Source organism: Oerskovia sp. 140933, assembly GCF_059651515.1.
Map to the genome: position 1 here is coordinate 122,717 of NZ_JAMXIO010000002.1, position 23,533 is coordinate 146,249.

Sequence of the window (23,533 nt, forward strand, 5' to 3'; positions counted from 1 at the left end):
GCGGTGGCGCTCCCCTGCGCGCCGCCGCCACCCACCCCGACCCCGAGGAGTACCGCGTGACCGCGCTCCTACGACTGACCGGACGACGGCTGGTCGCCCTGCCCGTCATGATCCTGGGCATCACCCTGCTCGTCTTCGTCGTCATGCAGTTCGCGCCCAGCGACCCGGCGACCAACGCCCTCGGCGAGTCCGCGACCGACGCGGCCAAGGAGGCCTACCGGGCGGCCAACGGGCTCAACGACCCGATGCTCGTGCAGTACGGCAACTTCCTGGCCGGCCTCGTGCGCGGCGACCTGGGCATGACCGTCCCGCCGAGCCAGCCCGTGAACGAGCTCATCGCGAACGCGTTCCCGCTCACGCTCCAGCTCACGTTCATGGGCCTGATCATCGCCGTGGTGCTCGCGCTCGTGCTCGGCGTGACGGCGGCGCTCTACCGCGACCGCTGGCCCGACCAGGCCATCCGCGTCCTGTCGATCGCCGGCGTCGCGACGCCGTCGTTCTGGCTCGCGATCCTCCTCATCCAGCAGTTCTCGCTGCGCCTCGACTGGTTCCCCTCGGGCGGCTACACCAACCCCGCGGACGACTTCGGGAAGTTCCTCGCCTCGATGTTCCTGCCTGCGCTCTCGCTCGCGATCCCCGTCGCCGCGTCGCTGACCCGGGTGGTCCGCACCGCGATGGTCGAGGAGCTCGACCGCGACTACGTGCGCACCGCGATCGGCTCGGGCCTGCCCCGCGGCGTGGTCGTGGGTCGCAACGTGCTGCGCAACGCCCTCATCACGCCCATCACGGTGCTCGGCCTGCGCGTCGGCTACCTCATGGGTGGCGCGGTCATCATCGAGGTCATCTTCGACCTGCCCGGCATGGGCAAGCTCATCCTCAACGGGGTCACCGCGAGCGACACCGCGCTGGTGCAGGGAGTGACGCTGACCGTCGCCCTGACCTTCGTGATCGTCAACATCCTGGTCGACCTCCTGTACCTCGTCGTCAACCCTCGAATCCGGACGGTGTGACATGCGTCGGAAGCTGACAGAACGACTGTCCCGCCCGGGTATGCGCCTCGCCGCTCTCCCCCTGGGCTCCAAGATCGCCCTCGCGTTCGTGCTCCTGGTCGCGGTCCTCGCGATCTGCGCCCCGCTCGTCGCGGCGTACGACCCGCTGCAGTCCGGCACGCCGGCCCAGCCGCCGTCGGGCGAGCACTGGTTCGGCACGGACCGCATGGGACGCGACATCTTCTCCCGCATCGTCTACGGTGCCCGCTACTCGCTCGTGATCGGCCTGGGGGCCACCGCGGTCGCCCTGGTCGCCGGTGCGATCCTCGGCTCGATCGCCGCGACGGCCCACAAGGCCGTGAGCGAGACCCTGATGCGTGTCCTCGACATCATCATGGCCTTCCCGGGCATCGCCCTGGCCGTGGTCTTCGTCGCCGTGTGGGGCAAGTCCCTGCCCGTGCTCATCTTCACGATCGCGTTCCTCTACACCCCGCAGATCGCCCGGATCGTCCGGGCCAACGTGCTGAGCCAGTTCGGCGAGGACTACGTGTCCGCCGAGAAGGTCATCGGTGCGCGGACCTCGCTGATCCTCGTCAAGCATGTGGCCCGCAACTGCATCGCCCCGATCATGGTCTTCGCGACCGTGCTGGTCGCCGACGCGATCGTGTTCGAGGCGAGCCTGTCGTTCATCGGCGCGGGCGTGCAGGACCCCGAGCCCTCGTGGGGCAACGTCATCGCGTACGGCCGCAACCTGCTGCTCAACGGCGGCTGGTGGGCCACGTTCTTCCCCGGCATGGCGATCCTGCTCACGGTCCTCTCGCTCAACGTCCTGTCCGAGGGCCTGACCGACGCGATGGTCCGCCCCGCGGCCCGCAAGCCGGCCGAGGCACGCGGCGCGGCAGCCGTCGCCGCCACGTCCGCCGCCGCCGAGGACGCCGCGCACGCCACGGACCCCCTCACGGAGCACGACGCCGACGCTCCCCTCGAGTACACGGGCGCGGCCGACCTGCGCGAGCCGCGCGTGCTCGACGAGCTGGTCGCGGACACCTCGGTGATCCCCGACCCGCAGATCGCGGTCGCGGCCGCCGCCGCCCAGCGCGAGGCGCTCGCGGTCCAGCTCGACCGCCTGCGGGTCGCCGAGCAGAACCGGACGGACCGGCTGGTCTACACGGGCGACGCCGCTCCCCTGCTCGAGGTCAAGAACCTCTCGATCCGCTTCCCGGAGCGCCACGGCGACGTGGCGGTCGTGGACGACATCAGCTTCTCGGTGCGTCCCGGCGAGACCATGGCCCTGGTCGGCGAGTCCGGCTGCGGCAAGTCGCTCACGAGCCTCGCCGTCATGGGCCTGCTGCCCTCGTCGGCGCAGGTCACGGGCGAGATCCTCCTCGACGGCGTCGACCTGCTCACCACGCCACCTGCACGCCGCAACGCTCTGCGCGGCCACGAGATGGCCATGGTCTACCAGGACGCCCTGAGCTCGCTCAACCCGTCGATGCTGATCCGCTCGCAGATGGCGCAGCTGATCAAGCGGGGCGGGACGCGCACCGCGGTCGAGCTCCTCGAGCTCGTGGGCCTCGACGCGGACCGCACGCTCAAGAGCTACCCGCACGAGCTCTCGGGCGGGCAGCGCCAGCGCGTGCTCATCGCGATGGCCCTGACGCGCGACCCGCGTCTGGTCGTGGCCGACGAGCCGACCACGGCCCTCGACGTCACGGTGCAGAAGCAGGTCGTGGACCTGCTCAACGAGCTCCGTGAGGAGCTCGGGTTCGCGATGGTCTTCGTGAGCCACGACCTGGCGCTCGTCGCCTCGCTGGCCCACCGCGTCACGGTCATGTACGCGGGCCAGGTCGTCGAGTCGGCCCCCGTGCCGAGCCTGCTCATGAACCCGCAGCACGAGTACACGCGCGGCCTGCTCGGGGCGGTCCTGTCGATCGAGTCGGGCGCGGAGCGCCTGCACCAGATCCCGGGCACGGTCCCCTCGCCGCGCGACTTCGCGACGGGCGACCGCTTCGCTCCCCGGTCCTCGCGGCCGCAGGACGCGTTCGTGCCCCGGCCCCCGCTGCGCACGCTGCCGGGGACCGACCACCGCTACGCGAGCCACACCGAGACCGACAGCGGTCTCCTGGTCCAGGAAGGTGCCCGATGAGCGACGACACTCCTGTCCTGGAGCTCAAGGACGTGCACGTGGTGCACAAGGCCCGCACGGGCAAGCTCTTCCGCCCGGACCGCGTCCACGCGGTCGCCGGGGTCGACATGGCCGTGCGGCGCGGCGAGACCATCGGGATCGTGGGTGAGTCGGGCTGCGGCAAGTCGACCCTCGCCAAGGTCATGGTGGGCCTCCAGGCCCCCACGAGCGGCGACGTCGTGTTCAACGGCCGCAGCGTCCTGCGGCGCAACGCCCGGACCCGCAAGGAGTTCGGTCGCGCGATCTCGATCGTGTTCCAGGACCCGTCGACGGCCCTCAACGGACGCATGCTGGTGCGTGACATCCTGCGCGACCCGCTCGACGTGCACGGGATCGGGTCGCCGCGCGACCGCGAGAAGCGCGTGAGCGAGCTGCTCGACCTCGTGGGTCTGCCCCAGTCGGCGCTCGACGTGCTGCCGAGCCAGGTCTCGGGCGGTCAGCGTCAGCGCGTGGCGATCGCCCGTGCGCTGGCCCTCGACCCGGACGTGATCGTCGCGGACGAGCCCACGTCGGCTCTCGACGTCTCGGTGCGTGCCCAGGTGCTGAACCTCCTGACGGACCTCAAGGCCCGCCTGAACCTCGGCCTGGTGTTCATCTCGCACGACATCCAGACCGTCCGGTACGTCTCCGACCGCATCGCGGTCATGTACTTCGGGAAGGTCGTCGAGGAGGGCACGGCCGAGGAGGTCTTCGACCGTCCCACGAACGACTACACCCGGACCCTGCTCGGCGCCGCGCCGACGCTGCTCTGACGGTCCCCCATCCACCCGGCGCCGGGCGAGGCATCCCGCCCGGCGCCACCGCACCATCCTTGGAGTCCGCTGTGCCCACCACGACCACCTTCTCCGGTGTCATCCCTCCCGTCGTCACCCCGCTCACGGCGGACGGCGAGCTCGACCGCGCGTCGTTCGAGCGCCTCATCACGAGCCAGCTCGACGCGGGCGTGCACGGCCTGTTCGTGCTCGGTTCCTCGGGCGAGGTCGCGTACCTCGACGACGCCCGCCGCTCCCAGGTCATGGAGGCCGCGGTCGAGATCACGGCCGGCCGCGTGCCCGTCATGGCGGGCGTGATCGACATCTCGACGCGCCGCGTCGAGGACCAGGTCCGCCGCGCGGCCGACGCGGGCGTGGACGCCGTCGTCGCGACCGCCCCGCTGTACATCCGCACGAACGACGACGAGATCGAGCGCCACTTCCGCGGCGTGGCCGCGGCGAGCGACCTGCCGCTGTTCGCGTACGACGTGCCCGTGTGCGTGCACTCGAAGCTCGACCTGGGCATGCTGGTCCGCCTGGGCTCCGAGGGCGTCATCGCGGGCGTCAAGGACTCGAGCGGCGACGACGTCGGCTTCCGTCGCCTCGTCGCGGCGAACCGTGCCGCCGGCAGCCCGCTGCGCCTGTTCACGGGGCACGAGGTCGTGGTGGACGGCATGCTGCTGCTCGGCGCCGACGGCGTCGTGCCTGGCCTCGGCAACGTCGACCCGGCCGGCTACGTGCGCCTGTGGGACGCGGCGCAGGCGGGCGACTGGGCCGCGGCCCGCGACGAGCAGGACCGTCTCGCGGCCCTGTTCGAGATCGTCTTCCAGCCCCGCGGCTACAGCGGCGGCGCGAGCGGCCTGGGCGCGTTCAAGACGTCGCTCCAGCTCCTCGGCGTGATCGGGTCCAACGTCATGACGACCCCGGCCCCCGCCCTGGAGGGCGAGGTCGTGGACCAGATCAAGGTGATCCTCGCGGAGGCCGGGCTGCTGTGACGAGCTCCCCGATCAGCCACCGCACCGCCGTCGGGATCGACCTGGGCGGTACCAAGATCGCCGCAGGTCTCGTCCGCGACGACGGCACGGTCCTCGCCCGGGCCGGGGTCCCCACCCCGGCCCGGGAGGGGGCGGCCGCGATCCTCGACGCGGTCGCGCGCCTGGTCGCGCTCCTCCTGCCCGACGGCGCCGCCTCGCCCGGGTCGGCCGGCTCGCCGGCCGGGCTGGTCGGGGTCGGCATCGGCTCGGCCGGGGTCATCGACTCCGGCCGCGGCCGGGTCGTGGCCGCCACCGATGCCCTGACGGGCTGGGCAGGCGCCGACCTCGCGGGCGGGATCTCGTCCCGCCTCCTGGCCGCGGGCGGCCCCGCGGCGGGCCTGCCGGTGCACACCGACAACGACGTGCACGCGCACGCGCTGGGCGAGCACTGGCTGGGCGCGTGCGCGGGGACGCGGACCGCGCTCGTCGTCGCGGCGGGCACGGGCGTGGGGGCGACGCTCCTGCTCGACGGCACGCCCCAGCACGGGGCCCGGCACGTCGCCGGTCACCTGGGGCACCTGCCCGCCGCCGAGGCGGCGGGGCTGCGGTGCACGTGCTCGCGCACCGGGCACCTCGAGGCCGTCGCGTCGGGTCCGGCGCTGCACGCCCTGTACCTGCGTCTCGGTGGCGACCCGACGGTCGAGACCGCCCGGGTCGTGTGCCAGATCACCGACGTCGATCCCGTCGCCCACCAGGCGGTGGTCCTCGCGTCCACGGCCCTGGGGCGGACCGTGGGCGGCGTCGCGAACATGCTCGACCCGGAGGTCGTCGTCATCAGCGGCGGGCTCGCGGGCGCCGGGAGCCTGTGGTGGGACACCCTGAGCGAGGCGGTGGCCTCCGAGCTCATGCCCGCCCTCGACGGCCTGCCCGTCGTGGCCGCGACCCTCGGCGGCGACGCCGCCGTGCTCGGTGCCGCCCGGCTCGCGTTCCTCGCGCACGCGGGCGACGACCCGCGGGGCACGAGGGCCGCGCACGACTCGGCCGGGCTCTCGCTGCCCTACCTCGCGAGCTCGTGACCGGGGTCCCGATCCCCCGCCGACCCGCCAGCACACCCCACCCGGAGGAACTCGTGACCGACCGACCGCCGACCTCCCTCGCCGGCACCGACCCGTCCCCCGACCCGCTCGTCGCGCTGCGCGGCGGGCTGGTCGTCTCGTGCCAGGCCTACCCGGGCGAGGCCATGCGGGACCCGCGCACCATGACCCAGGTCGCGCTCGCAGCCGTCGAGGGCGGTGCGGTCGGGATCCGGGTGCAGGGCATCGAGGACATCGAGCACGTCACGCGCGCGTTCGCCGAGGCCGGCATCACGGTGCCCGTCACGGGGCTCTGGAAGGACGGGGCCGACGGCGTCTTCATCACCCCGACCCTGCGGCACGCGGTCGCGGTCGCCCGGGCGGGAGCCACGATCGTCGCGATCGACGGGACCCGGCGCCCTCGCCCCGACGGGCTGAGCCTCGCCGCGACCGTCGCCGGGCTGCGCGAGCACACGTCCGCGCTCGTCATGGCGGACTGCGGGAGCCTCGACGACGCGCTCGCTGCCCGCGACGCCGGGGTCGACGCGGTCGGGACCACGCTGTCCGGGTACACCGGAGAACGCCCCCGCACCCAGGGACCCGACCTCGAGCTGCTCGCCCAGCTCGTGGAGCGCATCGACCTGCCCGTGATCGCCGAGGGACGCGTCCACTCCCCCGCCCAGGCGCGCACCGCGCTCGACGCGGGCGCCTGGGCCGTGGTCGTCGGCACCGCGATCACCCACCCCACGACCATCACGGGGTGGTTCGTCGACGCGCTCTCGGCCTGAGCCCCGCGGGCCACGCCCGCACCGGTCGACCGGCCCACCCCACCCGATCCCCACCCGGGTCCTGCGCACCGCCGCGGAGGACCCGGGGGCACCGGGACCACGACGGTCCCGCACCTGCCCGCCCGACGCTCGCTCCGCCGTCGGGCACCTCGCACCCGGAGCACCCACAGACCGGACCCCCGCACCCGACTCGGTGCCGAGGCGGAGGTCCGCGCCGCGCCCGCCCCGCGCCGGGGCACGGCGCCGCACCCGCAGGACCGCACCGTGCACCAAGAGCTCTGACCCGACGAAGCCAGGAGTATCTGATGCCACTGCACCCATCCACCCCGACCACCCCGCCCGGCTCCCAGCCACCCGCGTGCACCCGCCGAGGGTCCCGCGCCGCGCTCGCCGCCGGGCTCTCCCTGCTCCTCGTGGTCCCGGCCGCGAGCGCCCAGGCGTTCGACCCGTTCCCGCCCGCAGCGACCGACGGTCCCGGGACCTTCTCCGAGCAGACCCTCGCGGTCGGCGGCACGGGGGGCTATGCGAACTACCGCATCCCCGCCCTGACCACCACGAACGACGGGACGATCCTCGCGTCGTACGACGGCCGCCCGTTCCACGCGGGTGACGCCCCGCAGCCCAACTCGATCCTCCAGCAGGTCAGCCGCGACAACGGCGCGACCTGGGAGCCCGCGACCGTCGTCGCGGCCGGGTACGGCACGAACTCGTCGCCCGACAAGTACGGGTTCTCCGACCCGTCCTACGTCGTGGACCGCGAGACCGGCACGATCTTCAACTTCCACGTGAAGTCGTACGACCAGGGCTTCGGCGGGTCGGCCACGGGCATCGACCCGACCAACCGCCAGATCCTGCACGCCGCGGTCAGCGTCTCCGAGGACGGCGGCCAGACGTGGGAGGGCCGCGTCATCACCGAGGGCGCCAAGGACCCGTCGTGGGCCGGCATCTTCGCGGCCTCGGGCGAGGGCATCCAGCTGCGCTACGGCGAGCACGCCGGACGACTCGTCCAGCAGTTCACGGCCCGCACGGGCGGCACGTACAAGGCGTACAGCGTGTACTCCGACGACCACGGCGCCACGTGGCAGCACGGCGAGGCGTTCGGCACGGGCATGGACGAGAACAAGTCGGTCGAGCTCTCCGACGGACGCGTCATGATGAACTCGCGCGACTCCGCGGGCAGCAAGTACCGCAAGATCGCGTACTCGACCGACGGCGGGCACACGTACGGGCCCGTGACGCTCGACCGCCAGCTCCCCGACCCGACCAACAACGGGTCGGTCTCGCGCCTGTACCCCGACGCCCCCGAGGGCTCGGCCGAGGCGAAGATGCTGCTGTTCAGCAACTCCAACAGCACCACGGGCCGCGAGAACGTGACCGTGCGCCTCTCGTGCGACGACGGCGCGACGTGGCCGGGCTTCCGGGTCGTCAACCCGGGCTCGGGCGCCTACTCGACGCTCTCGCCCATCGGCGACGGGCGCTTCGGGCTCCTGTACGAGACGCAGGGCATGAACGCGATCTCGTTCGCGAGCTTCGACCAGGAGTGGTTGAACGCGACGTGCGCCTCGACCGTCGTGCCGGACACGACCGTCGCGACGGGCGCCACCGTGCAGGTGCCCGTCCAGGTCACCAACCAGAACCAGGCGCCGCTCGCCGCGTCGCGCCTGACGATCGACGCCCCCGTGGGCTGGAGCGCGACCACGGTCGACGTGCCCGCGATCGCTGTCGGCCAGAGCGCCACGGTCCGGGTCGCGCTCACCGCGTCCGCGACCGCCGCCGCGACGACGGCGAACAACCCCGTCCGCGTCCAGAGCGTCCTGACGACGGCCGACGGCACGCAGGCGCGCGCCTACGGCTACGTGACCGTGACGGGCGGCCCTGCGGGTCCCGTGACCTCGCTCGCGGTGTTCGGGAAGTACACGACCGACCGTGACGTGGCGGCGCAGCCGTACACCGTCGGCGAGCGCGTGCCCTACTCGTTCCGCGTCTACAACACCGGGACCACGGCCTACCGCTCGACCGCGACGGGCAACCTGACGAACCTGTCCCCGGGCTGCAACTGGAGCAGCCTGCCCGCGGGCGGCACGTACCTGTGCTCGCTCGCGTACCGCGTCGTGACGGCCGACGACCTCGCGGACGGGTTCTTCGTCCCCGAGACCCGCTGGTTCATGAACGCCACCCAGGCCACGTCGGTCCCCCTCACGGGCGACCCCGTCGACCTGGTCGACCGCCGTCCCTCGCTCGCCGTCACGGCCGGCGAGCCCACGGTCGAGGACACCGACGCGAGCGGGACCGTGAACGCGGGCGACGTCGTCGTCAACGCCCTCACGGTCCGCAACACCGGGAACGTGCGCCTCACGGGCGTCGGCGCCGCGGACGTGTGCGCCGTGCCCGCGCTCGCTCCCGGGGCCGAGGCCGCGTGCGGCACGGTGCGACGCACGCTCACCGCGGCCGACGTCGCGGCGGGCTCGCTCGCGGGCCGTTCCGTCGCGGTGGCCGCCTCCAACGGCGACCGGTCCGTGACGGGGCGGGTCGACGTCGCCGCCTTCGACGTCCCTGCGCAGCCCGCCGTGCCGGTCGCGGTCACGGCGAGCGTCCAGTGCGTGGCGGGCACGGTCCAGCTCACGGGCCGGGCCGTCAACGAGGGCGACGGGGCCGTGGACGTCACGATCCGCTCGACCGCGGGCACCAAGGCGTTCGCGGCAGTCGCCCCCGGGCGCAGCGCGTCGCAGCGGTTCGCGACCCGTTCTGCCGGGGTCGGGGCGGGAGAGGTCACGTTCGAGGTGTCGTCCGCGACGCTCGGTACGCAGACGCTGACCGCGCCGTACGACGCCCGGACCTGCTGACCGGCTGAGCCGGGCGGGCGCCGTCGGCGTCCGCCCGCGCTCGTCGGCGCCACCGACCTCGGCCCTCGTCCCCATGCCGGTGGGGACGGGGGCCGAGCCCGTGCACGGACGCCGTCAGCTCGCGGGGTCGTCCAGGAACGCGCGCACCTCCTGCGCGCACCGGCACGCGGCCGCGATCCTGGCGGCCCACCCGAGCGCCTCCTCGCGCGTCGGCACCTCCAGCACCGTCCAGCCGCCGTCCAGCCCTCTCGTCCGGGGATAGGCGCCCTCGGCGACCGTGCCATCACCGTCCACCAGGACGGGCGGGACGCTCTCGTCGATGCCGCCGCCGAACACCCAGACGCCGGCGGCCTTCGCCTCCTCCACCACCGCGTGCGACGCGTCCGAGACGGCCCGCATCTGGTCGTCCGGCACGATCATGGCCTCGCTCGGGAACGAGATCAGGTACTTCGTCACGGTGTCCGCCTTCCCGTGGCCGGTGCCCTAGCTGCCGGCGAACGCGGCCCGCAGCGCGGGCATCTCGAGCTTGATCATCTGCATCATGACGCCCATCATCCGCGCCACGGCCTCCTGGTCGTCGGACTGCGCGAGCTCCTCGAACTCGACGGGCACCACCTGCCACGAGAGCCCGTAGCGGTCCTTGAGCCAGCCGCACTGCGACTCGGTGCCGCCCCCCGAGAGCAGGGCGTCCCAGTAGTGGTCGACCTCCGCCTCGTCCTCGCAGCGCACGATGAACGACACGGCCTCGCTGAACGGGAACAGGTGGTCGGGGCCGCCGTTGATCAGGTTGAAGGGCTGGCCCCGCAACGTGAAGTCGATGGTGACGAACGTGCCGTCGGGCATCTTCAGGGAGTCCCCGACGGTGCTGTCGGGGAACACCGAGGTGTAGAAGGCCACGGCCTCCTCGAGGCCGCCGTTGAACCACAGGCTCGGGACGATCGGTCGCATCGTTCTCCTCCTCCCGCGCGGCGCGCGGTGCGTCGCACTCTCCAGGTCCGACCGGCCGGGGCCGGCGAACTCATCGGTCCCCGCACCTCGAGAGACGGCGGCCCGGTCCGGCGGCGACCTTCACGCGGCGGTCCGCAGGAACGTCCCCAGCGCCTCGACCACGAGCAGGTGGTCGTCGCGCTGGGCCAGGCCGGACACGGTCACGACGCCGATCACCCCGACGCCCTCGACCCGCAGCGGGAACGCCCCGCCGTGGGCCGCGTACTCCTGGAGCGGCAGCTCGTGCTGCGCCGTGAACGTCGTGCCCCGGGCCTTGGCGCGCAGGCCCATGAGGTACGACGACGCACCGAACCGCTCGACCACGCGCACCTTGCGCTGGACCCAGGTGTCGTTGTCGGGTGTGGTGCCCTCGGTCGCGGCGTGGAAGACCTGCTGCGGCCCGCGGCGCACGTCGATCGTGATCGGCAGGGACCGGTCGGCCGCGAGCTCGACGAGCAGGCAGCCGAGCCGCCAGGCGTCGTCGTGCGTGAAGCGCGTCAGGACGAGGTCGCGCTCGTGCTGCTCGGCCTCGGCGACGAGGCGGGACAGGTCGGGGTTCTCGGGCTGGTCGTGGGTCATGGCGTCAGCCTGGCACGCCGGGGCACGTCACGCCGAGGCCTTCTTGCGGGTCGTCTTCTTCTTCGCGGGCTCCTTCGTCGAGGCGGGCGCCGTGGTCGAGGCGGCCTGGTCGTCCGAGGCGCGTGACGTCGTCGGGCGCTCGCTCTTCTTCCTCGTGGTGCCCGACGACGCAGCCTCCTTCGAGGGCTTCTCGCCCTTCGCGTCGCCCGACTTCTTGCCGCGCGAGCTCTCGACGCTGCGGCGCAGCGCCTCCATGAGGTCGATGACCTCGGCGCCCTCGCCGCCCTTCTCCTCCTGCTCGCCGAAGGTCTCCTCGGTGCTGAACGTGTCGCCTGCCTCGATCTTGGCCTCGATGAGCTGACGGAGCTGGGCCTGGTAGTCGTCCTGGTACTCCTCGGGCGTGAAGTCGGCCGCGAAGGACTCGACGAGCTGCGACGACATCGCGAGCTCCTTGGCGCTGACCTTCGCCGGCTCGTCGAGCGTCGGGAACGCGGCCTCGCGGACCTCGTCGGCCCACAGCAGCGTCTGCAGCACCAGCACGTCGTCGCGCACGCGCAGCGCCGCGAGCCGCGTGCGCTGGCGCAGCGCGAACTTCACGATCGCGGTGCGGTCGGTCTCCTCGAGCGTGCGGCGCAGCAGCACGTAGGCCTTGTTCGAGGAGGAGTCGGGCTCGAGGTAGTAGCTGCGGTCCAGCAGCATGGGGTCGATCTGGTCGGTGGGCACGAACTCGACGACCTCGACCTCGCGGCTGCGCTCGGCGGGCAGCGACCCCAGGTCCTCGGCCGTGAGCACGACCGTGCGCTCGCCGTCGTCGTACGCCTTGTCGATGTGCTCGTACGCCACGACCTCGCCGCAGACCTCGCACCGCCGCTGGTAGCGGATCCGGCCGCCGTCCTTGTCGTGCACCTGGTGCAGCGGCACGTCGTGGTCCTCGGTCGCCGAGTACACCTTGATCGGCACGTTGACGAGACCGAACGTGATGGCACCCTTCCAGATGGCCCTCATGTCTCCATGGTGCTCCCGGGGCCGGGGCCTGGCGAGTCGTCAGACGGGCTCGAGGCGGTGGTGGGGGCCGCGCGGGAGCTCGATCTCGATGCCGTCGCCGACCGTGACCGTCCCGCCGCGCGCGACCACCGACATGATCCCGATCTTGCGGACCACGCCGCCCGCGCCGTCGGGCACGATGAGCCGCTTGACCAGGCCCGAGCGGAAGTCGTTGACCTGCTGGCAGGGGCTGCGCAGCCCGGTCACCTCGAGGACGACCGTGTCGCCCAGGTGCAGGCGGGTGCGGCGCGGAAGGCCCAGGAGGTCGACCCCGCACGTCGTCACGTTCTCCCCCAGGTCGGCGGGCCCGACGTCGAAGCCCGCCTCGGCCAGCTCGGCGAACACCTCGGCGTGCAGGAGATGGACCTGACGCAGGTTGGGCTGCGACGGGTCGGCCCGCACCCTGCTGCGGTGCTTGACGGTCGCCCCGGCGTGCGCGTCGCCGACGACCCCCAGCCCCTCGACGACCCGGACGCTCGGCAGCCTGGTCTTGCTGAAGGCGTGGGTCGGGCTGGACGCCACCGCCACGACGCGGGGTGCTGGGCCGGTCACGGGCACATGATGGCGTGCCCGCCCGGACGGCGACGATGCTGTCCGGCGTGCGGACCCGCCTGTGGGCGGCGCCCGGCATCATGGGCGCATGGCCGGCACCAGGTACGAGTTCGAGGCGGAGCTGTGGCGGTGGACCGCGCGCAGCGACACGTGGGTCTTCGCGGCCCTGCCCACCGACGTCAGCGACGAGATCGCGGACTCCCCGCTGCCCCCGGCGGGGTTCGGGTCCGTCAAGGTCGAGGTCACGCTCGGCGGGTCGCGCTGGACCACCTCGGTCTTCCCCGACGCCGAGCGCAGGACGTTCGTCGTGCCCGTCAAGGCTGCGGTGCGCCGCCGCGAAGGGGTCGACGTCGGCGACACCGTGCGGATCGGCGTCGAGACGCTGCTCTAGCGGGTGGTCCCCTCGTCCTGCCTGCCCCGCAGGTACGAGTCGAGCAGCTCCCACGAGGGCGCGAACGGGCTCGGGCTCCTCTCCCCCGCGGGGTGCGCGGTCGCGGTGTCACGCGAGTGCTGGAGGACCTCCTCGTGCAGCCGCTCCATCTTGGCGTCGAGCTCGGAGGCCGCGACCGACGCCTCCCGCAGCTCGTCGATGAGGCGCTCGGGCACGGCCTTGTCGTACTTGTAGTAGATCTTGTGCTCGAGGCTGGCCCAGAAGTCCATGGCGATGGTGCGGATCTGGATCTCGACGACCACGGGCTGGACCCGGTCGGACAGGAACACGGGCACCTCGACGATGAGGTGCAGGGACTTGTACCCGTTGCCCTTGGGATGGGCGATGTAGTCGCGCTCCTCGAGGACCACGACGTCACGCTGACCCGCGATCATGTCGCGGACCGTGTAGATGTCGGACACGAAGCTGCACGTGACCCGGACGCCCGCGATGTCGAAGATCTCGGCGCGCAGCGCCTCGATAGTCAGGTCCACACCCTTGCGCCGGGCCTTCGCGAGCAGGGACTCGGGCGACTTGAGCCGCGAGGAGACGTGCTCGATGGGGTTGTACTCGTGGGCGTAGGCGAACTCGTCCCGCAGGATGGTGATCTTCGTCATCACCTCGTCCATGCCGAAGCGGTAGGTCATCATCAGCCGCGTGAAGTGCTCCCGCAGCGCTCGGAGCTCCGCCCCCACCTGGGGGTCGTCGTGCATGGGTCCTCGCTGGTCGCGCCCGTCGTCCACTGTCCCGATCCTTCGCCGTCTCGATCTCCCACGGTCGCACACCGTGGGCGGTCCGGGCGTACGCGTCCGCCGCGGCCCCGCGCGCGTCTCAGGTCGTGGCCCGGTTCTCGCGCCGGGCGGCAGGCCCAATGTCCTCGGGTCCCGGGACCAACGTCCTGACCTCGGACGGCGCTATTGACGCTGTGTCAATAGCGGTCCTAGCGTCGAGACGACAGCTCAGGAAGGGGCCACGATGACCGACGTGACGACGCGAAGGCGACGACGTTCAGCACCCGAGGTCCGCGCCGAGGAGATCGTGCACGCGGCCCGCGAGCTGTTCGCCGAGCAGGGCATCGCCCGGACCTCGACCAAGGACGTCGCGGAGCGCGCGGGCGTTGCCCGCAGCCTCGTCTACTACTACTTCCCCGACCAGGACGCCCTCGTGGACGCCGTGCTCGAGGGCTACGTCGCGGAGTTCGTCGAGTCCGTCCGGGCCTGGGACGCCGCCCGCGAGCCGGGCAACATCGACAAGGCGCTCGTCGACTGCATCGCGATGTTCCGCACCCACCTGCGGGCGGTCGCGCCGCTGCGCGACGACATGCAGCGCACCGAGAGCGCGGGCCTGTACAACCGCTTCCTCGACCAGGCCGTGCGGGCCGTCGTCGAGTGCATCGGCACGACGACGGTCGAGGCCTACGCGGCCCGGCACCGCATCCGCATCGAGAACGTCCCCGAGACGTTCTACGTCCTCGTCTACGGCCTGGTCGGGCTCGCCCGGAACACCCCCGACGTCGACGACGCGGTGCTCGTGACGATCGTGCGGCAGGTGCTGCACCTCGAGGAGGCGCGTTCCGGCACCGAGTGACGCGACGGCCCGGGTCCCGACGGTGCGCCGGGACCGGGCTCGCCCACCAGGCGCACCGTCCCCCCACCCCGGGCGGCCACCGGCCGTCCCGTCGTCCTGAGAAAGGGAGCGACGTGTTCCTCTTCGATTCCATCCCCTGGCAAGCAGCCGTCATGTGGTTCGTGGTGCTCGCTGCCCTCGTCGGCCTCAACGAGCTCGTCCGCTGGTCCAAGACCGCCGCGATCGGGATCTTCGTCGTCCTGCCGGTCCTGCTGACGATCTTCGTCTGGCCGCACACCGCGGGGGCAGGGTCCTCGACCGGCACCTGGTTCCACTGGGTCAAGGTGTACTCGGCCCTCGCCGGGTGCATCGGCTTCATGCTCATCCGCTACAACAAGCGCGTCGGGGCGATGAAGTACGCCCTGCTGTTCCCCCCGGCGATCCTCGCGCTCAACATCGCCGAGGCCGTGATCCGTGACTTCCAGGTCTACGGCATGGACGGCATGGTCGACGGCGTGTTCATGGTCGGCGGTTCGTGGAACATCATGAACGGCATCGCGGGCATCCTGAACCTGCTGACGATCTGCGGCTGGGCCGGCATCTACATCACGCGCGACCGGTTCCAGGACATGGTCTGGCCGGACATGATGTGGTTCTGGATCATCGCGTACGACCTGTGGAACTTCGCGTACGTCTACAACTGCGTGGGCGACCACGCGTTCTACGCGGGTGCCGCGCTGCTCATCAGCTGCACCATCCCGGCGTTCTTCCTGCGCAAGGGCGCCTGGCTCCAGCACCGTGCCCACACGCTCGCGTTCTGGATGATGTTCACGATGGCCGTGCCGACGTTCGTCTCGGACTCGGCCTTCGCGGTGGACTCGTCGCACGACCCCACGGCGCTGTTCGTGGTGAGCCTGGTCTCGCTGCTCGCCAACGTCGCGGTCGCGGTCTACCAGGTCAAGGTGATCGTGACCAAGCGCCGCAACCCGCTGCGCGACGAGCTGTTCACGGACCACAAGTCCTACCAGGAGCTCGCGAAGGACCGCCCGGCACCGGAGCTCGCCACCGCGGGCGCCACGACCGCCTGACGGCCCCGGACGCGACGAAGGGTCGCCCGACACGTTGTGTCGGGCGACCCTTCGGTCGTGTGCGGCAGGAGGGGGCTACCGCTCGGGACGCGTCCCGGCGCTCACGTCCTCCGTCTGCCCGACGGCGTCGCTCCCCTCGTCCGCGTCGGTCACCAGGAGCTGGCCCTCGGCCAGGGACTCCGCGGCGATCTCGTGCTCGACCGAGGTCGCGAGCGGCTTCTCGTGGACGAAGCACAGGGCGATCGCCGCGATGATCGCGAGCGGCACCATGTAGAGGAAGAGCGGCACGAGCGCCTCGTTGTAGGACTCGATCACGAGGGCGCGCACGCCGTCGGGCAGGGACTGGACCAGGTCCGGGGTGAGTGAGCCCGTCCCGCCCGCCGACCCCGTGCCCTGGGGGAACTTCTCCGCGAGGAGCGTGGTCAGACGGGCGATGAACACGCTGCCGACCACGGCCGAACCGAGCGTCGCCCCGACCTGGCGGAAGTAGTTGTTGGCCGCGGTCGCGGTCCCGACCTCGCGCAGCGGGAACGAGTTCTGCACGATGAGCGTGAGGATCTGCATGCTCCCACCCAGACCGATGCCGATCACCGCGAGGAACACGCAGATCATGGGCGTCGCGGTGTCGGCCTCGACCGTCGAGAGCAGGGCCAGGCCCACGCCGAGGATCAGCGAACCGACGATCGGGAGGACCTTGTACCTGCCGGTGCGCGAGACCATCTGGCCCGTGACGACCGAGGTGACGAGCAGCGACCCCATCATGGGGATCATGAGCAGGCCGGCGACGGTCGCGCTGGCACCGGTCGCCACTGCAGGTAGGTGGGCATGTAGCCGATCGCGCCGAACATCGCGATGCCCGTCGCGAGCGCCGCGATGGTCGTGACCGTGAAGTTGCGGTCGGCGAACAGGTGCAGCGGGATGATCGGCTCGTCGGCACGCTTCTCGACGAGCACGAACGCCACGGCGGCCACGACCGCCAGTGCGACGAGCCCGAGGATCGTCGCCGAGCCCCACGCGTACTGCGACCCGCCCCAGGTCCCGACCAGGACGAGCGCCGTGGTCGCCACGGCCATGAGGGCCATGCCGAGGTAGTCGTGGCGCACACGTTCGGCGCCGCGCGCCTTCTTGGGCAGGTGCAGGAGGAAGATCGCGGCGAGCGCTGCGACGACGCCCAGCGGGATGTTGATCCAGAAGACCCAGCGCCAGCCGGGGCCCTCGGTGAACCAGCCGCCGAGCAGCGGTCCCGCGACCGAGGAGACCGCGAAGACCGCGCCCATGATGCCCATGTACCTGCCGCGCTCCCGCGCGGGGATGACGTCGGCGATCGCGGCCTGCGACAGGATCATGAGCCCGCCGCCGCCGAGGCCCTGGACCGTGCGCCCCACGATGAGTACGTTCATGTCGCCCGCGACGGCGCCGATCACGGATCCCACCATGAACAGCAGGATCGCGGTGAGCAGCAGGGGCTTGCGGCCCAGGACGTCGGAGACCTTGCCGTAGATCGGCATGGTGATGGTCGAGGCCAGGATGAAGGCCGTGATGACCCAGCTCATGTGCTCGACGCCGTCGAGCTCGCCCACGATCGTGGGCAGCGCGCTGGACAGCACGGTCTGGTTGAGGGACGCGAGCAGCATGGTGACCATGAGGCCCAGGAACAGCAGGACGATGCCGCGGTCCCTCGGGGACGCCGGCGGGGCGTCGGGCGCAGACGGGTGCGTGGGCGCGGCGGTGGTCGCGCCCCGGGTGGGTGCCGGAGTGCTGCCGGCTCGGGGGGTGGTGGTCATAGCGTGGCCTCGAAGACTTCTCGGAAGATGATGATCGCTTCGCTGATGTCGGCCTCGGCGTCGGAGCCGCTCAGGGCCGTGCCAGGGTTGCGCGAGTACGCGAAGCGCATGATGGTTCCGGCGAGCATGAGGAGCGCTCGCGCGGTGTCGGGGCTGTCGGGCAGGCCCAGCGACGCGAGCTCGCTGAACCCCGTCCCGTCCTCGGCCCGGTCGGACAGCAGGTCGTTGACGAGCGACTCGACCTGGGAGACGGAGCCCATGGCGTGCTTGCGCAGCTCGGGGTGCTCGCGCACGAGCGCCTTGCGCTCGGCGAACGGGACGCCGGGGTGCAGCGTGGACCGCAGGATCGAGAGCAGGAACCGCACGACCCGCTCGAACGCGGGTCCCTCGGTCTCCGCACGGAAGGCCGCGAGCGCCTCGTCGGAGACTCGCGGGGGCACGAGCCCCAGGATCGCCTCCTCCTTGGTCGCGAAGTAGTTGAAGAACGTCCGTTGCGAGATGCCCGCCGCGGCGGCGATCTCCTCGACGGTCGCGTGGTGGAGCCCTTTCTCGCGGACCAGGGCGGCGGCCGCCTGGTGGATCGTGAGCCAGGTCTCGGCACGCTTGCGTTCGCGGAGGGACGTCGGAGCGGTCTGCATGACTGCACTGTATGCAGGACTGCAATAATTGCACAACTGCACGATTGTCATCGGGACGACCCCGCCGAGCGCGGCAGCCCGCCCCGGACGACCATGGACCCATGGCCCCCTCGACGGCGGCGCAGACCGTGAGCGTCGACGGTCACCGCCTCAAGCTCACCAACCTGGACAAGGTCCTGTACCCCGCCACGGGGACGACCAAGGGCGAGGTCCTGGCCTACCTCGCCGCGGTCGCCGACGTCCTGCTCCCCCACGCCTCGAACAGGCCCGCGACGCGCAAGCGCTGGCCCAACGGCGTCGAGGGCCCCGTGTTCTTCCAGAAGAACCTCGACGCCGGCACCCCCACGTGGGTCCGGCGCCGCACGATCCAGCACAAGCACAGCACCAACGCCTACCCGCTCGTCAACGACCTCGCGACCCTCACGTGGCTCGGTCAGATCGCCGCCCTGGAGATCCACGTGCCGCAGTGGCAGTTCGGCCGGACGGGGGTCCAGAAGAACCCCGACCGGCTCGTCCTCGACCTCGACCCCGGCGAGGGCGCAGGCCTGCGCGAGTGCGCAGAGGTCGCCCGGCTCGCCCGCGAGGTCCTGCGCGGCATGGGCCTGAACCCCCTGCCCGTGACGAGCGGCTCCAAGGGCATCCACCTGTACGCCGCTCTCGACGGGCGCCAGACCACCGACGAGGTCAGCGCGGTCGCGCACGAGCTCGCCCGCTACCTCGAGGCCGAGCACCCCGACCTCGTCGTGAGCGACATGAAGAAGTCGCTGCGCGGCGGCAAGGTGCTCGTCGACTGGAGCCAGAACAACGGCAACAAGACCACCATCGCGCCGTACTCGCTGCGCGGCCGCACCCACCCCACGGTCGCGGCCCCGCGCACGTGGGACGAGCTCGACGACCCCGACCTCGCGCACCTCGACAAGGACCAGGTCGTGGAACGCGTCGAGCGGATCGGCGACCCGCTCGCAGCGCTGACCGCGGGCCACCTGGCCTCGCTCGAACCCACGCCCGAGCGCATGGCGACGTTCGCGCGCAAGGGGGCGACGCCGTCGGGCGGCACGGGCTCGAGCAGCGGCGAGACCGGCACGGCGCCCCGGCGCGACCGCCTCGAGACCTACCGCGCCAAGCGCGACGCCTCCCGGACCCCCGAGCCCGTCCCCGAGGACGTCGCCCCCAGCAGCGAGGGCAGGTCCTTCGTCATCCAGGAGCACCACGCACGCCGCCTGCACTGGGACTTCCGCCTCGAGCACGACGGCGTGCTCGTGAGCTGGGCCCTGCCGCGCGGCGAGCCGACCGACACGAGGAAGAACCACCTCGCGGTCCAGACCGAGGACCACCCGCTCGCGTACGGCTCGTTCGAGGGGACCATCCCCGCGGGCGAGTACGGCGGCGGCGAGGTGACCATCTGGGACGCGGGCACCTACGAGCTCGAGAAGTGGCGCGACGACGAGGAGGTCATCGTCACGCTGCACGGCGAGCAGCACGGCACACGGCGCCTCGCGCTCATCCACACGGGAGGTCACGGTGCCTCCGACACGTCGGACCGAGCCGAGGAGAACAGCTGGCTCATCCACCTCATGGCCCCGCGCGACGAGGCCCACCCCACGGGCCACGCGGCACCTCGCAGCAAGGCGCCCCGGCAGCGCTCGTCGGAGACCGACGACGAGCCCGTCGGGGTCGCGCTGCCGCGCCCCATGCTCGCGACCGCCGGGACGGTCGAGACGCTGACCGCCGAGGGCGACCCCGACGACTGGGCCTACGAGATGAAGTGGGACGGGTTCCGCGTGGTCGCGCAGGTCACGGGCCCAGCCGACGGATCGGCCGACGGGGCCTCGGTCCGCCTCGTGAGCCGCAGCGGCAAGGACATGACGCTCACCTACCCCGAGCTCCAGGACCTTGCCGCCCGTGTCCCGCACGCCGACCTGCCCGTGGTCGTCGACGGCGAGATCGTGGCGCTCGACGCGCGCGGGCGACCGAGCTTCCGCCGCCTGCAGCAGCGCGCCAACCTCACCAAGGCAGGCGACGTCGCAGCGGCGCGCGCCAAGGTCGGGGTCGAGCTCATGCTGTTCGACGTCCTGTCCGTCGGCGGGCGCTCGCTCGTCCGGCGCACGTACGACGAGCGGCGCGAGATCCTCGAGGACCTGGTCGACCAGTCCTCGACCGTGCACGTCCCGCCCGCGTTCGACGGCGACCTCGCGGAGGCCGTGGCGACGAGCAGGCAGCTCGGCCTCGAGGGCGTGGTGGCCAAGCGGCGCACGAGCACCTACACGGCCGGGCGGCGCTCGCGGAGCTGGATCAAGGTCAAGCACTCGCACACCCAGGAGGTCGTGGTGGTCGGGTGGCGTCCGGGGCACGGGGACCGGTCGCACCTGGTGGGCTCGCTGCTGCTCGCGGTGCCCGACGACGAGGGGCTGCGCTACGTGGGCCGCGTCGGGTCGGGCTTCACCGAGAAGGACCGGCGCGACCTCGTGACGCGGCTCGGCCGGATCGAGCGGGTCACGAACCCGGCCCTCGACGTGCCCGCCGCGGACGCCTCGGACGCCCGGTGGGTCACGCCGCACCTGGTCGGCGAGGTCGACTACGCGGACTGGACGAGCGCGCCCGAGGGCGACGGCAAGCTGCGGCACGCGGTCTGGCGCGGCTGGCGCCCGGACAAGTCGCCCGAGGACGTGCGCCGGGAGGGCTGAGCCCTCAGCCGCGCGCCGGGGTCTGCGCGCGTCGCGCACGCGCCGCGTCCCGGCTCGTGCGCAGGTGCCCGACGGCGAGCCGCGCCGCCTCCTGCCCGTCGCCCGCGCGGATCGCGGCCAGGAGCCCGCGGTGCTCGTCGACCATCTGCTGCAGGTCGTCGTGCTGCCCGAGGAGCCAGCGCAGGCGGCTCGCGGTGATCGCCCCGATCTCGTCGAGGAGCGGGCTCGCGGCCGTCGCGGCCACGAGCTCGTGGAAGTCCGCGCCCGCGCGGTGGGCTGCCGTGGCGTCCTCGTCGCGGGCGGCTCGGGCCTCACGGTCGAGCACGGCCCCGAGCCGCGCGAGGCGCTCGGGCGTCCGCCGTTCGGCCGCGAGGCGGAACGTGAGGGTCTCGATCGCCGAGCGCACCTCGATGAGGTCCTCGATCTCGTCGTCGGTGAACGTGCGCACGACGGCCCACGTGCGGGGCCGCGGGGTCACGAGGCCCTCGGCGATGAGGGTCTTGAGCGCGTCGCGGACCGGGACGCGGCTCACGCCGAGCTCGGCCGCGAGGTCACGCTCGACGAGCCGGTCCCCCGGGGCCCGCTCGCCGTCGATGATCTGCTCGCGCACGATCCGGGCGACGCGGTCGGCCTCGGGCTCGAACGGCTGGTCTGCGCTCATGCGTCCATCCTCTCGGAACCCGGAGGTCAAAATGGTATACCGTTTGTGGTCGGCGGGCTGCTCAGGGGGCGAGCCCTCCGCCGGACCGTCGAGCACCACCCGTGGAAGGAACCCCCGCATGCCCCCGATCCCCACCAGCTCCCCCGCCAACGTGACCGTGCTGCGCAACGTCCGGCCCTGGGGCGGCGAGGCCGTCGACCTCCACGTCGCCGACGGACACATCACCCGGGTGACGCCGCACCTCGCGACCGACGCGGCGCCGTCGGGCAGCACGACGCCCGCGCCGGGCGAGATCGACGGGCGCGGGTTCCTCGCCCTGCCCGGGTTCGTCAACGCCCACGCGCACGTCGACAAGAGCTGGTGGGGCAAGCCCTGGGTCAGCTACGGCGGCGAGGCCACCACGCAGGGCCGCATCGCGCACGAGCGCGAGCACCGCGACGAGCTCGGCATCCCCGGCGTCGACGTCACGGTCGCGGTCCTGCGCGAGTTCCTGCGCCACGGCACGACCGCGATCCGCACCCACGTCGACGTCGACCTGGGCCTGGGCCTGCGCGGCATCGACGTGGTCCGCGAGTCGCTGTTCGTGCTGGGCGGCGCGATCGACGCCGAGATCGTCGCGTTCCCCCAGGACGGCGTCCTGCGCCGGCCCGGCGTGCTCGACCTGCTCGACGCCGCGGCCGCCGCGGGGGCCGAGCACATCGGCGGGCTCGACCCCGCCTCGATCGACCGCGACCCCGTGCGCCAGCTCGACGGGCTGTTCGAGATCGCCGAGCGCCGCGGCGTCGGGATCGACGTCCACCTGCACGACGGCGGCGAGCTGGGCGCGTTCCAGATCGAGCTCATGATCGACCGCACGGTCCGCGCAGGCCTCCAGGGCAAGGTCAACGTGGCGCACGGCTTCGCGGTCGGGCAGCTGCCGGCGACCCGCATGGCCGACCTCGTCGCGGCCATGGGCGAGGCCGGGATCAGCATGACGACCGTCGCCCCGATCGGCGCGACCCCGCTCCCGCTGGACCTGCTGCGCGAGCACGGCGTGCGCGTGGGCCTCGGCACCGACGGCATCCGCGACCTGTGGGCGCCCTACGGGACGGGCGACCTGCTCGCCCTCACGACGCGCCTGGCGCAGCTCGCACGCTTCCGCTACGACGAGGACCTGGTCCGTGCGGCCCGGCTCGCGACGAGCGACGCCGGGTTCTTCGCGGGGCACGACGTCCACGACCTGGTCGAGGGGGCGCGCGCGGACATCGTGCTGGTCGACGCCGAGAACACCCAGGACGCCGTGGTGCGCGCTCCCGCCCGCGCGCTCGTCGTGGCCGGTGGCCAGGTCGTCGCCCGGGACGGGGAGGTCCTGGTCTGACGCTCGCGCCGATGAGTTCCCCGGGGGCCACCGGTCTACACCGACGACACCCGTCCTCGCCCTGCGGGACACCGCGGCGACCCGTCCGAAGGAGCACGTCATGGCCGGAACCCAGATCTTCGTCAACCTCCCCGTCGCCGACCTCGAGAAGTCCAAGGCGTTCTACACGCAGCTCGGGTTCTCGATCAACGAGCAGTTCACCGACGAGAACGCGTCGTGCGTGGTCATCAGCGACACGATCTACGTGATGCTCCTGACCCACGAGTTCTTCCGCCGCTTCACGCCCAAGTCGATCGTCGACGCGCAGGACGCGACCGAGGCGATCAACGCGATCAGCGCCGAGTCCCGCACGGGCGTCGACGACCTCGCGGACCGTGCGCTCGCCGCGGGCGGCGCGCAGACCAACCCGCCGCAGGACGAGGGCTTCATGTACTCGCGCAGCTTCTCCGACCTGGACGGCCACCTGTGGGAGGTCATGTACATGGACCCGAGCACGATCGAGGGCTGACCTGCAGGGACGCGACGGGCGGCGATCGTCGGGGAATGCCCCGGCGCCGCC

At 72.4% G+C, this 23,533-nt stretch carries 23 protein-coding genes; 13 read left to right on the forward strand and 10 right to left on the reverse strand.

Features of this window, described 5'->3' with window-relative positions:
• Nucleotides 1-56 precede the first annotated feature (56 nt).
• The 7 genes from NHG27_RS01755 to NHG27_RS01785 all read left to right on the forward strand — a co-directional run bounded on the left by NHG27_RS01755 (nucleotide 57) and on the right by NHG27_RS01785 (nucleotide 9,604).
• Nucleotides 57-1,010, forward strand: a complete 954-nt coding sequence (locus tag NHG27_RS01755) for an ABC transporter permease (RefSeq protein WP_193719221.1) — start codon at nucleotides 57-59, stop codon at nucleotides 1,008-1,010.
• A gap of 1 nt (nucleotide 1,011) precedes the next feature.
• Complete coding sequence (locus tag NHG27_RS01760) at nucleotides 1,012-3,135, forward strand: dipeptide/oligopeptide/nickel ABC transporter permease/ATP-binding protein (protein ID WP_193719222.1); 2,124 nt, start codon at nucleotides 1,012-1,014, stop codon at nucleotides 3,133-3,135.
• A complete protein-coding gene (locus NHG27_RS01765) occupies nucleotides 3,132-3,926 on the forward strand; it encodes an ATP-binding cassette domain-containing protein (protein WP_193719223.1) in 795 nt (264 codons plus the stop codon). Before NHG27_RS01760 ends, NHG27_RS01765 begins: the two co-directional genes overlap by 4 nt.
• A gap of 71 nt (nucleotides 3,927-3,997) precedes the next feature.
• Nucleotides 3,998-4,921 (forward strand): dihydrodipicolinate synthase family protein, encoded by a 924-nt coding sequence (locus tag NHG27_RS01770; protein WP_193719224.1) that lies wholly within the window; start codon nucleotides 3,998-4,000, stop codon nucleotides 4,919-4,921.
• Complete coding sequence (locus tag NHG27_RS01775) at nucleotides 4,918-5,976, forward strand: ROK family protein (RefSeq protein WP_497014546.1); 1,059 nt, start codon at nucleotides 4,918-4,920, stop codon at nucleotides 5,974-5,976. The genes NHG27_RS01770 and NHG27_RS01775 overlap by 4 nt, the downstream gene beginning before the upstream one ends.
• A gap of 53 nt (nucleotides 5,977-6,029) precedes the next feature.
• Entirely contained in the window at nucleotides 6,030-6,761 is a 732-nt protein-coding gene (locus NHG27_RS01780; protein WP_193719225.1) for an N-acetylmannosamine-6-phosphate 2-epimerase, read from the forward strand.
• Between the two features lie 305 nt (nucleotides 6,762-7,066).
• Complete coding sequence (locus NHG27_RS01785) at nucleotides 7,067-9,604, forward strand: exo-alpha-sialidase (RefSeq protein ID WP_497014547.1); 2,538 nt, start codon at nucleotides 7,067-7,069, stop codon at nucleotides 9,602-9,604.
• Nucleotides 9,605-9,718: 114 nt separating this feature from the next.
• Here the strand turns inward: NHG27_RS01785 and NHG27_RS01790 are convergent, their stop codons facing one another.
• The 5 genes from NHG27_RS01790 to NHG27_RS01810 all read right to left on the reverse strand — a co-directional run bounded on the left by NHG27_RS01790 (nucleotide 9,719) and on the right by NHG27_RS01810 (nucleotide 12,766).
• Entirely contained in the window at nucleotides 9,719-10,060 is a 342-nt protein-coding gene (locus NHG27_RS01790; RefSeq protein ID WP_497014548.1) for a YciI family protein, read from the reverse strand.
• A 27-nt stretch (nucleotides 10,061-10,087) separates the two neighbouring features.
• Nucleotides 10,088-10,552: a VOC family protein gene (locus tag NHG27_RS01795; protein WP_497014549.1), complete on the reverse strand. Its 465-nt coding sequence runs from the start codon at nucleotides 10,550-10,552 to the stop codon at nucleotides 10,088-10,090.
• A 120-nt stretch (nucleotides 10,553-10,672) separates the two neighbouring features.
• A complete protein-coding gene (locus NHG27_RS01800) occupies nucleotides 10,673-11,170 on the reverse strand; it encodes a heme-degrading domain-containing protein (RefSeq protein ID WP_497014550.1) in 498 nt (165 codons plus the stop codon).
• A gap of 27 nt (nucleotides 11,171-11,197) precedes the next feature.
• A complete protein-coding gene (gene ku / locus NHG27_RS01805; protein ID WP_497014551.1) occupies nucleotides 11,198-12,175 on the reverse strand; it encodes a non-homologous end joining protein Ku in 978 nt (325 codons plus the stop codon).
• A 39-nt stretch (nucleotides 12,176-12,214) separates the two neighbouring features.
• Nucleotides 12,215-12,766: an MOSC domain-containing protein gene (locus NHG27_RS01810; RefSeq protein ID WP_497014552.1), complete on the reverse strand. Its 552-nt coding sequence runs from the start codon at nucleotides 12,764-12,766 to the stop codon at nucleotides 12,215-12,217.
• Between the two features lie 88 nt (nucleotides 12,767-12,854).
• Between NHG27_RS01810 and NHG27_RS01815 the strand changes: the two genes are divergently transcribed.
• Nucleotides 12,855-13,157, forward strand: coding sequence for a DUF1905 domain-containing protein (locus NHG27_RS01815; RefSeq protein ID WP_497014553.1), 303 nt, complete (start codon nucleotides 12,855-12,857; stop codon nucleotides 13,155-13,157).
• Here the strand turns inward: NHG27_RS01815 and NHG27_RS01820 are convergent.
• On the reverse strand, nucleotides 13,154-13,909 hold the full coding sequence (locus NHG27_RS01820) for a GTP pyrophosphokinase (protein WP_497014554.1): 756 nt from the start codon (nucleotides 13,907-13,909) through the stop codon (nucleotides 13,154-13,156). The genes NHG27_RS01815 and NHG27_RS01820 overlap by 4 nt on opposite strands.
• A 271-nt stretch (nucleotides 13,910-14,180) precedes the next feature.
• Here NHG27_RS01820 and NHG27_RS01825 point away from each other — a divergent pair, with 271 nt between their 5' ends.
• Nucleotides 14,181-14,783, forward strand: coding sequence for a TetR/AcrR family transcriptional regulator (locus NHG27_RS01825; RefSeq protein ID WP_193719233.1), 603 nt, complete (start codon nucleotides 14,181-14,183; stop codon nucleotides 14,781-14,783).
• A 113-nt stretch (nucleotides 14,784-14,896) separates the two neighbouring features.
• Nucleotides 14,897-15,850, forward strand: a complete 954-nt coding sequence (locus tag NHG27_RS01830) for a DUF5692 family protein (protein WP_497014555.1) — start codon at nucleotides 14,897-14,899, stop codon at nucleotides 15,848-15,850.
• 75 nt (nucleotides 15,851-15,925) lie between these two features.
• Here the strand turns inward: NHG27_RS01830 and NHG27_RS01835 are convergent, their stop codons facing one another.
• From NHG27_RS01835 to NHG27_RS01845, 3 genes are read right to left on the reverse strand one after another with little or no spacing between them, the layout of a single operon-like run.
• Nucleotides 15,926-16,660, reverse strand: coding sequence for an MFS transporter (locus tag NHG27_RS01835; RefSeq protein WP_497014556.1), 735 nt, complete (start codon nucleotides 16,658-16,660; stop codon nucleotides 15,926-15,928).
• Nucleotides 16,618-17,634, reverse strand: a complete 1,017-nt coding sequence (locus NHG27_RS01840) for an MFS transporter (protein ID WP_497014557.1) — start codon at nucleotides 17,632-17,634, stop codon at nucleotides 16,618-16,620. The genes NHG27_RS01835 and NHG27_RS01840 overlap by 43 nt, the downstream gene beginning before the upstream one ends.
• On the reverse strand, nucleotides 17,631-18,272 hold the full coding sequence (locus NHG27_RS01845) for a TetR/AcrR family transcriptional regulator (RefSeq protein WP_497014558.1): 642 nt from the start codon (nucleotides 18,270-18,272) through the stop codon (nucleotides 17,631-17,633). Before NHG27_RS01845 ends, NHG27_RS01840 begins: the two co-directional genes overlap by 4 nt.
• A 101-nt stretch (nucleotides 18,273-18,373) precedes the next feature.
• On the opposite strand from NHG27_RS01845, the gene NHG27_RS01850 reads away from it, so the two are divergent.
• A complete protein-coding gene (locus tag NHG27_RS01850; RefSeq protein ID WP_497014559.1) occupies nucleotides 18,374-20,956 on the forward strand; it encodes an ATP-dependent DNA ligase in 2,583 nt (860 codons plus the stop codon).
• Between the two features lie 4 nt (nucleotides 20,957-20,960).
• On the opposite strand, the gene NHG27_RS01855 is transcribed toward NHG27_RS01850, so the two are convergent.
• Nucleotides 20,961-21,617 (reverse strand): GntR family transcriptional regulator, encoded by a 657-nt coding sequence (locus NHG27_RS01855; protein WP_193719237.1) that lies wholly within the window; start codon nucleotides 21,615-21,617, stop codon nucleotides 20,961-20,963.
• Between the two features lie 118 nt (nucleotides 21,618-21,735).
• Here NHG27_RS01855 and NHG27_RS01860 point away from each other — a divergent pair, with 118 nt between their 5' ends.
• A complete protein-coding gene (locus NHG27_RS01860; protein ID WP_497014560.1) occupies nucleotides 21,736-22,974 on the forward strand; it encodes an amidohydrolase family protein in 1,239 nt (412 codons plus the stop codon).
• 100 nt (nucleotides 22,975-23,074) lie between these two features.
• The gene (locus tag NHG27_RS01865) at nucleotides 23,075-23,482 is read left to right on the forward strand and encodes a VOC family protein (RefSeq protein ID WP_497014561.1); all 408 of its coding nucleotides are present in this window, start codon (nucleotides 23,075-23,077) and stop codon (nucleotides 23,480-23,482) included.
• Nucleotides 23,483-23,533 lie beyond the last annotated feature (51 nt).